We start from the raw sequence: 11769 nt of genomic DNA on the forward strand, positions 1-11769 counted from the left end.
CCCCTACTCCCCTACTCCCCTACTATCCGATCTTGACCGGAATCCGAGCCTCGATCCGACTGAAGACGAAGACCAGGATACCGGTGATCGTCATATAGATCAGCGCCAGCAGCAGCAAAGGCTCGTAGGTCAGATAGGTGTCCTGGCGCACCTTGGAGGAGACGGCGAAGATGTCGATGACGCTGATCGTCGCCACCAGCGGGGTCGACTTCAACTGCAGCACGGTCTCGCCGGTCAGCGTCGGCAGCGCACGGTAGAAGGCCTGCGGCAACCAGATGCGCCGGAAGATTTTCCAGCGGCTCATGCCGAACGCGCGGGCGGCCTCCAACTGTCCGCGCGGCACGCCGGCGAATGCGCCCCGCATCACTTCACCCTCGTAGCCGGCGAAGGAGAAGGTCAGCGCCACCACGCCATACGGCCAGGCCTGCCTGAGATACGGCCAAAGCCACGATTCGCGGATCCATGGATATTGCGGAAAGATCGAGCCGAGGCCGTAATAGAGCAGCCAGAGCTGCAGGAGCAGCGGCGTTCCCCGGATGATGGTGCAGAAGACCTTCGCCGGTGCCGAGAACCAGATCGGTCCGCCTGCCTGGGCGAGCCCGAGCGGCACGGCCAGCGCAAAGCCCAGCGCGCAGGTCACGGCGAGGATCCAAAGCGCCCGCCAGATGCCCATCAGGCCCATTTCCCAATATTGCGGCAGCCAGTCCCAGCGCATGAAGACGGCGGCGCACAGAACCAGCGCCAGCCCGATCAGGATCAGCACGATGCGGTGCGGCTTGAGCCAGATCGAGGCGCGCGCCGCCATGTGGATCGCGGAGGCTTCGGCGGACATCAGCGCGCCTCTCTGACGGAGGGCATGCCGCGCCGCGACCAGGCCTCGACGCGGCCGATGATCAGGTTGGAGAACAGCGAGAGCGCGAGATAGAGCGCGCCGGCCGCAAGATAGAAAAGAAGGTAGGCCTTGGTCACGCCGGCCGCCTGGCGCGTCGCCAGCGTCAGTTCGAAGAAGCCGACGACAGCAAGCAGCGCTGTGTCCTTGGTGGCGATGAGCCACAGGTTCGCCAGGCCGGGGATGGCGAAGGGCAGCATCGCCGGCACAGTGATGCGTCGCAGCATCAGGCCCGGCGACATGCCGTAGGCGCGGGCGGCCTCGATCTGGCCTTGCGGGATGGCGAGGATGGCGCCGCGGATGACTTCGGTCGAATATGCGCCCTGGACGAAACCCAGCACGAAAATGCCGGCCGCGAGTCCGTTGATGTCGACACGGCTGTAGCCGATCGCCGTCAGCACTTGGTTGATGAGGTCGGTGCCGGCGTAATAAAGCAGCAGGATCAGCACCAGTTCCGGCACGGCGCGCACGACCGTCGTGTAGACCGCGAGCAGATCGCGCGTCACCGGGCCGCCATAGAGCTTGCCGAACGCGCCGGCGGTGCCGATCATGAGGCCGAGGCAGGTCGCGCCTATGGCGATCTCGACCGAATGCAGCAGACCGACCAGCAACGTGCCGCCCCAGCCGGGCGCCACGGGCGACAGGAGTTCCATGATGCCGGCCGCGGAGGCCGGAAGAAAGGCGTCGATCAGCTTCGCCCCCGGATTGCTGGCGAGCCGCCGACGGTCAGGTCAGCGGCAGGCATGCGTGGCAAGATCGGGCATGGCGCGGACGCCATGCCCTCACTCATATGCGAGAGGGCTCAGTTCGACTGCGTGGCGCCGCCATAGATGTCGAAGTCGAAATATTTTTTCGAGATCTCGTCGTACTTGCCGTTGGCGCGGATCGCCTTGATGCCGGCGTTGAACTTTTCCTTGAGCGCGGTGTCTTCCTTGCGGATACCGGCGCCGACACCTGGGCCAAGCACTTCGTCGTCGGGCGCCACCATGCCCTTCAGGTCGCAGCAGGCCTTGCCCTGGTCCGACTTCAGGAATTCGCCGAGCGCGATCGAGTCGGCCTGCACCGCGTCGATGCGACCGGCGGCCAGATCCTGATTGGCTTCATCCTGGGTCTGGTATTCCTTGATTTCCTGCGCGCCGGTGAAATGCTTCTTGGCGTACACGGCATGCACCGTCGAGACCTGGACGCCGATCACCTTGCCCTTGAGATCGTCCGGCGTGGCGCCGAACTTCTGGTCCTTCGGCCCGATAATCGCGGTCGGGGTGTTGTAGTACTTGTCCGAGAAGTCGATCGTCTTCTTGCGCTCGTCGGTGATCGACATGGAAGAGACGATGGCGTCGATCTTCTTGGTCGTCAGCGCCGGGATGATGCCGTCCCAGGCCACCGGCGTGATCACGCAGTCGAGTTTCTCTTCGGCGCAGACGGCGTCGACGAAGTCGATCTCCCAGCCCACCCATTTGCCGCTGGCGTCGGGCGAGGTGAAGGGCGGGTAGGGTTCGGCGGCGACGCCGATCTTGACCTGCTCGGCCTTGGCCACTCCGCCCATCGCCGCGACGCCGAGAAGCAGCGCGGCGGCAAATGTCTTGAGAACAGTCTTCATGTCAGGACTCCCAGTTTGTTGTTGTTCCCGGTTTTTCGCTCCGCTTGATGCCGGCACCTAGCCGACATTGCGGAGGAATTGCTTGAGCCTTTCGGATTTGGGCGCGCCGAACAGCTGTTCCGGCGGACCTTCTTCCTCGACCAGCCCGTTGTAGAGATAGACGACATGCGTCGCGACCTCGCGGGCGAACTTCATTTCATGCGTCACCAGCACCATGGTGCGTCCCTCGCGCGCCAGATCGCCGATGACCTTCAGCACCTCGCCGACCAGCTCGGGATCGAGCGCGGAAGTCGGTTCGTCGAACAGCATGACGCGCGGATTGATCGCCAGCGCGCGGGCGATCGCGGCTCGCTGCTGCTGGCCGCCGGACAGGAAAGCCGGATAGACGTCGCGCTTTTCCGCCAGCCCGACGCGGGCGAGCAGCTTCTCGGCCTGGGCGATCGCTTCGCTGCGCTTGACGCCAAGCACATGCACCGGAACCTCGATGACATTCTCGATCAGCGTCATATGGCTCCACAGGTTGAAATTCTGGAACACCATGCCGAGCCTCGAGCGAATGCGCTCGATCTGCCTGCGGTCGGCCGGAACGGTGTGGCCGTGGCTGTCGGCCTTGAGCTTGATCTCCTCGCCATTGACCCGGATGATGCCGCTCGTGGGATTCTCCAGGCAGTTGATGCAGCGTAAGAGCGTCGACTTGCCGGAACCGGAGCCGCCGATGATGGCGACCACCTCGCCGTCGCGCGCCGACAGCGAAACCCCCTTCAGCACGTGCAGCTGGCCGAACTTCTTGTGCAGGTTTTCGACATGGATGGCTTCGGCGGCGCCGTTCTGCGCCTCACCGGATTGGACTACGGCAACTCCTGCAGCGCTCACCGGGTGGCCTCTATCTGGCCGACGGCAGTTCGTCGAACGTCTATCCGGCTAATCAACATACGCTGCACTGACCCGCTCCAGGCTTCAGCATGGACCCGACAGCGCGAGCCCGTCAATCCCGCTCATTACGGCACTTGCGGCCTTGTTGCGCAAGTGTATAAATAGCCGTTCATGAAATTTTCACGGTTTTTTTCATCTTAAAAGGGCATCAATGAGCGCTTTCGGATCACAGTCCATGGCGGCGCCGCTGCGGCGCGTGCTGATGCGGTCGGCGGCCAACGCCATGCGCGACGCCGACAGGGCGGCCTGGCACTATGGCCCGGGATTCAACCCGGCGAAGGCCGCTTCGCAGCATTCGCTCCTTGCCGACCTAGTGGCGGCTTCCGGCGCCGAGATCGAATGGATCGAGGACACGACCGACGGCCTTTCGGATTCGGTGTTCACGCATGACCCGTCGCTGATGACCGACCGCGGCGCGCTGATCCTGTCCATGGGCAAGCCACTGCGCGCCCGGGAGCCCTCGCTGCATGAGGAAACTTATAAGAGGCTGGGCATTCCGGTCCTCGGTCGTGTCGAGGCGCCTGGTCAGGTCGAAGGCGGTGACTGCGTATGGGTGGATGCCCGCACGCTGGCGATCGGGCGCGGTGTGCGCTCCAACCAGGAAGGCATCCAGCAGGTTTCCAACCTGCTTACGCCGCTGGGCATTTCCGTCTACGGCTTCGATTTGCCGCTGTGGCAGGGCGAAGAGGCGTGCCTGCATCTGATGTCGGTGATCAGCCCGCTGGCCGACGACCTGGCCCTGGTCTATTCGCCGCTTCTGCCGGCCACGTTCTATCAGATGCTGAAGGCGCGCGGCATCCGGCTGGTCGAAGGCGACGCCGAAGAGTTCGCCGCTTCCAACGGCCTCAGCCTGAACGTGCTGCCGACCAGCCCGCACAAGGTCATCGCCGTTGCTGGTTTTCCCAAGACCAAGGCCGCGATGGAAGCCGCCGGCTGCACGGTCGAGACATTCGAGGCGGATGCGCTCTGCATCGCCTGCGAAGGCGGGCCGACATGCCTGACGCGGCCGATCCTGCGCCAATGAATGCGCGCCGCAAGTTCCGCCGCGAGGGCGAGGAGCGGCGGCGGCAGGATCTGATCGATGCGACCCTGGACAGCGTGGCGGAATATGGCCTTCAGGGCGCCACCTTGCGCACCATCGCCTTGCGCGCCGGCGTCACCGCCGGGCTGATCCGGCACTATTTCCCCGGCAAGGAAGAATTGCTGCAGGAAGCCTATGCGGCGCTGGTCGGCCGCATGACCGAGCAGGCGAAAGCGGCATTGGTCATGGAAGACGCCTCGCCTCGCCAACGCCTCGCGGCTTTCGTCACCGCCAACCTCAACGCGCCGATCGTCGACCGGCGGGTGTTTTCGCTCTGGGCAACCTTCCTTGGCCGCGCCAATGCGGATCCGGCGCTCGCCCGTGCCCATCGCGAAGGCTACCTCGGCTTTCGCGACGAGGTGGAAGCGGTCGTTGCCGAAGTGCTTGCCGCCGAGCAGCGCAAGCCGGACGCAGGCGAGCTGCGCCGCCATGCCATCGCGATCAACGCGATCATCGACGGGCTCTGGATCGAAGGCTGCCTGGCAGCAGAGATGTTCTCGCCCGGTGAGTTGGCGGCGATCGGCATCAGGGCCATCGAGGCCGAGCTCGGCTTGGCGCCACAAAAGGGAGGAAACCAATGACCACCATCGGCGAGGCGCTGATCAAATTGCTCGAAGCGCATGGCGTCGACACCGTTTTCGGTATTCCGGGTGTGCATACGGTCGAGCTCTATCGCGGCCTGGCGCGCTCGAAGATCCGTCATGTCACGCCGCGCCACGAGCAGGGCGCCGGCTTCATGGCCGACGGTTATGCGCGCGCCGGCGGCCGTCCCGGCGTCGCCTTCGTCATCACCGGGCCGGGCCTCACCAACACCATCACCGCCATGGGACAGGCGCGCGCCGATTCGGTGCCGATGCTGGTCATCTCCGGTGTCAACGCCACCGATACGCTGGGAAAAGGGCTGGGCTTGCTGCATGAGCTGCCCGACCAGCGCGGCATGATGGAGAAGGTGGCGCTGTTTTCCGAGCGCATCACCGAGGCCGAGCAATTGCCTGGCGCGCTCGCCCGCGCCTTCGCCGTCTTCTCCTCCTCACGCCCGGGTCCAGTCCATATCGAGATCCCCACCGACGTCATGGTCAAGCCCGCCGATGGTGTTGCGGCCGTCCTTAGCAATACCGCGCCACCCGCTCCGGAGTTGGCGGCGATGGCCGAGGCGGCAAGGCTTTGCAGGGCAGCACGCCGTCCGCTGATCCTTTCGGGCGGCGGCGCCAAGAAGGCCGATGCGGCGCTGCGGCGTCTGGCCGAGATGCTCGGCGCCCCCGTGGTCGAGACCGCCAATGCGCGTGGCCTGCTGCATGGCCATCCGCTGTGCGTGCCGGCGAGCCCCAGCCTCAAGGCCGTGCGGGCGTTGATGGCGGACGCCGATCTGGTGATTGCCGCCGGCACCGAATTCGGCCCGACCGACTATGACGGTTATGGCGACGGCGGCTTCGTGCTGCCGAAGAACCTGATCCGCATCGATATCGGCGCCGACCAGATCGCGCGCCGGCCGGTGACGGTCGGCATCCAGGCGGATTGCGCGGAAGCGATCGAGGCGCTGCTTGCGGCGATCGGGCCTGGCGATGCCCCGGCAAGCGATGGCGAGGCTCGCGCGGCCGCCGCGCGCGAGGCCGCTCGGGCCGAGCTGAAGCCTGATTATCTGGCGCAGGTGCGCGCCGTGGAGGCGATCCGCGACGCGCTGCCGGGCGCCATCATCGTCGGCGATTCGACCCAGCCGATCTATGCCGCCAACCTCTATTACGACCACGACCGTCCCGGCGGCTGGTTCAACGCCGCGACCGGCTTCGGCGCGTTGGGCTACGGCCCGCCGGCGGCGATCGGCGCAGCCCTTGCGGTGCCGGAGGCGCCGGTGGTGTGCCTCGCCGGCGATGGCGGCTTCCAGTTCACCTTGCCGGAGATCGGCGCCGCGCTTGACGCCCAAGCGCCGGTGATCTTCGTCGTCTGGAACAATCGCGGCTATCGCGAGATCGAGACCTCGATGCTCGATGTCGGCGTCGAGCCGGTCGGCGTGTCGCCGGCGCCGCCCGATTTCTGCAAGCTCGCCGAGGCCTATGGCATCGAGGCCGAGCGGCTGGCCGGAGCCGGCGGCCTTGCCGTGGCGCTGAAGCGCGCGCGGGCGGCCGGCAAGCCGCGCGTCATCGAAATCGCCCTCGACTGAAAGACCGGTGCGTCTGCCGGCTGGCGCCTTCCGGCGCCGGCAAATCGATGCCGGCTACCACGGTCCGACGCATGCAAAGACGCTGCGCCTGCCATGTCGATATTTCAATTGAGTGACAACGCGAAAGGCGCGACGTTCCAGTCTGGGGCGGTATAACCAAAGAAATAATCATAAGAAAATGACAGGAGCGGTTGAAGTATGACGGAAACGCTGAACGGCAGGCATGTCGTGGTGACGGGCGGCACTGGGGCGCTCGGCGGCGCGGTTGTCGGCAGATTGCTGGAGCAGGGCGCGATCTGCCACGTGCCAAATGCCCACGCGGCGGCCCCGCCGCATTTTCCTTACGCGGCCCATGCCAGCGTGCATCTGGCGCATAATGTCGACCTGTCGGATTCGGCCAAGGTCGAGGCCTTCTACCATCAGGTTCCCGAGCTCTGGGCCTCGATCCACCTTGCCGGCGGCTTCACCATGGCGCCGGTCGAAAAGATCGAGTCGGCCTCCTTCGCCGAGATGATGGACACCAACGCCCGCACGGCTTTCCTGTGCAGCCGCGCCGCGGTGCGCTCGATGCTGGAATCCAGTACGGCCGGCCGCATCGTCAATGTCACCGCGCGCGCCGGTCTCGATCCGAGGCGCGGCTCCGGCATGGTCGCCTATGCCGCAAGCAAGGCGGCGGTCGCTGCGATGACGGTGGCCATGGCCGAGGAGTTGAAGGGCAAGGGCATCCTCGTCAACGCCGTGGCGCCCTCGACGCTCGACACGCCCGCCAACCGCGCCGACATGCCCGACGCCGATTTCGCCAAATGGGTCAGCCTGGAGGCCGCGGCGGAAGCGATCGCCTATCTCGCCTCGCCCGCCAACCTGGCGATGAGCGGCACGCTGGTGCCGCTCTACGGCCGCGCCTGAGGGGCGACCGCGGGGCGGCTCATCTATACAGACGAGCTTGCCTATCTGCAGCTTGAACTTGCGCGGGGCCGGAATCTGTTCGGCGCTCGCGTCGTCGACGATAAGTATATCGAGGGTGCGGCCGCCGCCCACCGGCAGTGGTCGTTTCCGACATGCTCGACCACGTCGATGGGGCCATGATTTTCCAGCCTGCGGGCAACATCGCCACTGTCGGTGATGGCGTCGATCTCGGCCTTGCGCTGCCGGTAGGGCGGCAATGCCGCCGCCGTCACCACTGTGCCGGCCAGCAGGAATGCTGCGACAAAACCGACGCGGGCCATAGGGGCTCCGAACCGTCTGGCTTCCTCTAGCGGCCTTTCTCGACATTGGCGGGCATGACGACCGCCAACGCCTCTACAGCATTAGAAGAACCTGCGACTATGTCAGATTCGAGACGCCCGCCTCCACGACCTCGACCGCGTCGCCGATTGAGATTGTGCCCGTGTTGTTCGGTATCGCGTTCTGACCGAAGATGATGCCGCCCTTGGCGGAGCGGTGGAGTTTGCCAAGCGTCTGCAGCGGCTCGCGCGGGTCCGGCTGCTCGCCGCTGTGCGGGTCGCGGGTGGTGATGACACAGCGCGCGCAGGGCTTGGCGATGCGCAACTCGACCGAGCCTATGCGGATCGTCTTCCAGCTGTCTTCGGGCCATGCGCCTTCTGCGTCGATGACAATGTTGGGGCGAAACCGCGCCATCTCGATCGGCCTGGCTAAATGGCTGTTCAGATGGTCCAGCGACCCCGTCGTGGCGACCAGCAGCGGAAAACCGTCCGCAAAGCCGACATAATCTCCAGGCTCGCCGAATTCAGGGTCGACCGGCCGGTTTTGCGGATCGTCGAAATAGACGAGATCGACGGGCCGGCCAAGAATCGTGGCGAGATAAGCGCCAGCGGCTGGATCACACGACCGCGCGGCAACCATATCCTTCCAGATCTTGATCTGACGGAGTGCAGCACCTGGGCCTGGAATCTCGACGGCATGCGAACCATGCCTGTCATGTTTCAACAGTATGCCCGTATCGCGATGCTCGACGTCAATCGTTGTCATTGCCGGTATCTGGCGAATGGTGAGGAACTGTCCGTCCTTGTCGACGACCATCCAGCGGCGGTCGCCTTCCAAGCCCATGGTCTCGATGTCAGCGCTCGGCACGGCATAGCCGCGCAGGCTCTTGACCGGATAACGATGGAGTTCGACGACCTTCATGCGCATGACCCTATTGCCGTAGTGTGGAGTTGAAGGGATTGCACGGGTCCTTGTCTTGTGCCAGTGCCGCGAAATGAAAACCCGCGAGCCTTGCGGCCCGCGGGTTCATTGTTCAAGCCGCGCGCGTGGCGCGGCTGCAGCTTACGCGGTGCGCGAAGCGGCTTAGTTGCCCTGCTTCTTCAGCGCGGCGCCCAGAATGTCGCCCAGCGAAGCGCCGGAGTCGGTCGAGCCGTACTGGGCGACCGCTTCCTTCTCCTCGGCGATTTCCAGCGCCTTGATCGAAACCTGCAGCTTGCGGGTCTTCTTGTCGAAGGCGATGACGCGGGCATCGACCTTCTGGCCGACGGTGAAGCGCTCGGGGCGCTGCTCGTCGCGGTCGCGCGAAAGGTCCGAACGCTTGATGAAGGTCTCGATGCCGCTGTCGACCAGCCGCACGTCCAGACCGCCATCCTTCACGCCGGTGACCTCGCAAGTGACGACGGCGTTCTTGCGCAGCTCACCGCTGCTGGCAGCTTCGCCGACAGTGTCGCGGGCCAGCTGCTTGATGCCGAGCGAGATGCGCTCCTTCTCGATGTCGACGTCGAGCACCTGCGCCTTGACCATGTCGCCGCGATTATACTCTTCGATGACCTGCTCGCCCGGACGGGTCCAGTCGAGGTCGGAGAGATGCACCATGCCGTCCACGTCGCCTTCCAGGCCGATGAACAGGCCGAACTCGGTCTTGTTCTTGACCTCGCCCTCGACCTGGCTGCCGACCGGATGGCTCGAGGCGAAAGCCTGCCACGGGTTTTCCAGCGTCTGCTTGAGGCCGAGCGAGATGCGGCGCTTGGCCGGATCGACCTCGAGCACCACCACGTCGACTTCCTGCGTCGTCGACAGGATCTTGCCGGGATGCACGTTCTTCTTCGTCCACGACATTTCCGAAACGTGGATGAGACCCTCGATGCCCGGCTCCAGCTCGACGAACGCGCCGTAGTCGGTGATGTTGGTGACGGTGCCCTTGATCTTCTTGCCGATCGGGAACTTGGTGCCGATATCCGACCACGGATCCGACTCGAGCTGCTTCATGCCGAGCGAGATGCGGTGGGTTTCCTGGTTGATGCGGATGATCTGCACCTTGACCGTCTGGCCGATGTTGAGGATCTCGGTCGGATGGTTGACGCGGCGCCAGGCCATGTCGGTGACATGCAGCAGGCCGTCGATGCCGCCGAGGTCGACGAACGCACCGTAGTCGGTGATGTTCTTGACCACGCCTTCGACCACCTGGCCTTCCTCGAGGTTCTGCACGATTTCCGAGCGCTGTTCGGCGCGGCTCTCCTCGAGCACGGTGCGGCGCGACACCACGATGTTGCCGCGGCGGCGATCCATCTTGAGGATCTCGAAGGGCTGCGGGTTGTGCATCAGCGGGGTAACGTCGCGGATCGGCCGGATATCGACCTGGCTGCGCGGCAGGAACGCCACGGCGCCGTCGAGGTCGACGGTGAAGCCGCCCTTGACCTGGTTGAAGATGACGCCTTCGACGCGCTCACCCTTGGTGAACTTCTCTTCAAGACGGACCCAGCTCTCCTCGCGGCGCGCCTTCTCGCGCGACAGCATGGCTTCGCCAAGCGCGTTTTCGATGCGCTCGACATAGACCTCGACGGTGTCGCCGACCTTGAGGGAGGATTCCTTGCCCTTGGCGCCGAATTCCTTCAGCGGCACGCGGCCTTCGACCTTGAGGCCGACATCGATGATGGCCATGTCCTTTTCGATCGCGGTGATCGTGCCCCGGACAACCTGGCCCTCGCCGGAATGGCCGGCGGTGAATGATTCTTCGAGCATGCTCGCGAAATCGTCGCGAGACGGATTAGCTACTGACATTGTTTCTCCTGGAATACCCCGGTCTTCAAGCGGGGCGGGCGCCGTGGGTTAGCGTTGCGTGAGCCTGCCGGCGTTCCGGGCTGAAAGCCCTTGGCCGCTGTTCAGGCGGCAAGTCCGGCGCATGAAGAATGCTGGCAGGCTGGTTCGTGCCCGATATGGGTATTTTCGCCGCCAACGGCAATCGAAAAACCTGATCAGGCCTTGTTTCTTTCGGCAAGGACGTCGTCAACGATCGCCATCGCCGCCAGAAACGCGGCTTCTATAGCCATTTCGCTGGTATCAAGCAAGTGCGCGTCTGCCGCCGGCTTCAGCGGCGAGTCGGCGCGGCCCATGTCGCGCTCGTCGCGGCGCTCGATATCGGCAAGGATGGTGGCGAGATCGGCGCTGCCGCCCATGCTCTCGATCTCGGCCAGCCGGCGCTTCGCCCGCACCTCCGCGCTTGCCGTGACATAGAGCTTGATGTCGGCGTCCGGGCACACCACCGTGCCGATGTCGCGGCCGTCGAGCACAGCACCCGGCGGCGCCTTGGCGAAGGCCCGCTGCTTCTCCACCAGGATGCGCCGTACGGTCGGAATGACCGCGACCTTGGAGGCCGCCTCGCCCACCGCATGCGCCGCCAGCACCGTGCGATCGAGGTTGGAGAGGTCCACCTGCCGCGCCGCGGTTTCCGCCGCCGAGACATTGTCGAGCGGCAGGCCGAGTTCGAGCAGCTTGTGGGCGACCGCGCGGTAGGTGAGGCCGGTATCGAGCAAGTTCAGCCGGTAATGGTCGGCGAGCCGGCGGGCCAGCGTGCCCTTGCCGGCGCCTGCGGGCCCGTCGATGGCGATGGTGAAGGTGTGGGTCATGGATGGAGCGTCGCGGTTGGAGGGGGCGACAAATACAATAAGCGCCGCGATCCTTCGCGCCCCCCTCTGTCCTGCCGGACATCTCCCCCACAAGGGGGGAGATCAGCTGTCGCGTCGGCTTTCGCCAATCACCAACGTTTCAGGATCGAGCGGGACCTCGAAGCTGCCAATCTCCCCCCAAGTGGGGGAGATGTCCGGCAGGACAGAGGGGGGCGCGAAGGATCGCGGCGCTTATTGTATTTGTCGCCCCCTCCAACC

12 protein-coding genes are annotated in these 11769 nt (G+C 65.0%); 4 read left to right on the forward strand and 8 right to left on the reverse strand.

Going from position 1 to position 11769, the window contains the following annotated elements; genetic code table 11:
* Positions 1 to 22: 22 nt before the first annotated feature.
* The 4 genes from FJ980_RS26945 to FJ980_RS26960 all read right to left on the reverse strand — a co-directional run bounded on the left by FJ980_RS26945 (position 23) and on the right by FJ980_RS26960 (position 3362).
* Positions 23 to 832, reverse strand: a complete 810-nt coding sequence (locus FJ980_RS26945) for an ABC transporter permease (protein WP_140546718.1) — start codon at positions 830 to 832, stop codon at positions 23 to 25.
* Entirely contained in the window at positions 832 to 1542 is a 711-nt protein-coding gene (locus FJ980_RS26950) for an ABC transporter permease subunit (protein WP_181181314.1), read from the reverse strand. Before FJ980_RS26950 ends, FJ980_RS26945 begins: the two co-directional genes overlap by 1 nt.
* Positions 1543 to 1691: 149 nt before the next feature.
* Positions 1692 to 2489, reverse strand: coding sequence for a transporter substrate-binding domain-containing protein (locus FJ980_RS26955; protein WP_140546720.1), 798 nt, complete (start codon positions 2487 to 2489; stop codon positions 1692 to 1694).
* A gap of 57 nt (positions 2490 to 2546) precedes the next feature.
* Positions 2547 to 3362, reverse strand: a complete 816-nt coding sequence (locus FJ980_RS26960; RefSeq protein ID WP_140546721.1) for an ABC transporter ATP-binding protein — start codon at positions 3360 to 3362, stop codon at positions 2547 to 2549.
* A 211-nt stretch (positions 3363 to 3573) separates the two neighbouring features.
* Here FJ980_RS26960 and FJ980_RS26965 point away from each other — a divergent pair, with 211 nt between their 5' ends.
* From FJ980_RS26965 to FJ980_RS26980, 4 genes are all read left to right on the forward strand, one after another.
* Complete coding sequence (locus FJ980_RS26965; RefSeq protein ID WP_140546722.1) at positions 3574 to 4446, forward strand: dimethylarginine dimethylaminohydrolase family protein; 873 nt, start codon at positions 3574 to 3576, stop codon at positions 4444 to 4446.
* Positions 4416 to 5084 carry a TetR family transcriptional regulator C-terminal domain-containing protein gene (locus FJ980_RS26970; RefSeq protein ID WP_140546723.1) on the forward strand — a complete coding sequence of 223 codons (669 nt, stop codon included), beginning with the start codon at positions 4416 to 4418 and terminating at the stop codon, positions 5082 to 5084. Before FJ980_RS26965 ends, FJ980_RS26970 begins: the two co-directional genes overlap by 31 nt.
* On the forward strand, positions 5081 to 6661 hold the full coding sequence (locus FJ980_RS26975) for a 5-guanidino-2-oxopentanoate decarboxylase (protein ID WP_140546724.1): 1581 nt from the start codon (positions 5081 to 5083) through the stop codon (positions 6659 to 6661). Before FJ980_RS26970 ends, FJ980_RS26975 begins: the two co-directional genes overlap by 4 nt.
* Before the next feature lie 198 nt (positions 6662 to 6859).
* Complete coding sequence (locus FJ980_RS26980) at positions 6860 to 7567, forward strand: SDR family NAD(P)-dependent oxidoreductase (protein WP_140546725.1); 708 nt, start codon at positions 6860 to 6862, stop codon at positions 7565 to 7567.
* Between the two features lie 41 nt (positions 7568 to 7608).
* Here FJ980_RS26980 and FJ980_RS26985 read toward each other — a convergent pair whose 3' ends face one another.
* The 4 genes from FJ980_RS26985 to cmk all read right to left on the reverse strand — a co-directional run bounded on the left by FJ980_RS26985 (position 7609) and on the right by cmk (position 11511).
* Positions 7609 to 7887, reverse strand: a complete 279-nt coding sequence (locus FJ980_RS26985; RefSeq protein WP_140546726.1) for a hypothetical protein — start codon at positions 7885 to 7887, stop codon at positions 7609 to 7611.
* A 97-nt stretch (positions 7888 to 7984) separates the two neighbouring features.
* Positions 7985 to 8812 (reverse strand): MOSC domain-containing protein, encoded by an 828-nt coding sequence (locus tag FJ980_RS26990; protein ID WP_140546727.1) that lies wholly within the window; start codon positions 8810 to 8812, stop codon positions 7985 to 7987.
* Between the two features lie 156 nt (positions 8813 to 8968).
* The gene (gene rpsA, locus FJ980_RS26995; RefSeq protein WP_140546728.1) at positions 8969 to 10666 is read right to left on the reverse strand and encodes a 30S ribosomal protein S1; all 1698 of its coding nucleotides are present in this window, start codon (positions 10664 to 10666) and stop codon (positions 8969 to 8971) included.
* Between the two features lie 194 nt (positions 10667 to 10860).
* A complete protein-coding gene (cmk, locus tag FJ980_RS27000) occupies positions 10861 to 11511 on the reverse strand; it encodes a (d)CMP kinase (protein WP_140546729.1) in 651 nt (216 codons plus the stop codon).
* Positions 11512 to 11769 lie beyond the last annotated feature (258 nt).

Origin of the sequence: Mesorhizobium sp. B1-1-5 (genome assembly GCF_006443065.1) — a bacterium.
In the GTDB taxonomy this organism is placed as follows: Bacteria; Pseudomonadota; Alphaproteobacteria; order Rhizobiales; family Rhizobiaceae; genus Mesorhizobium.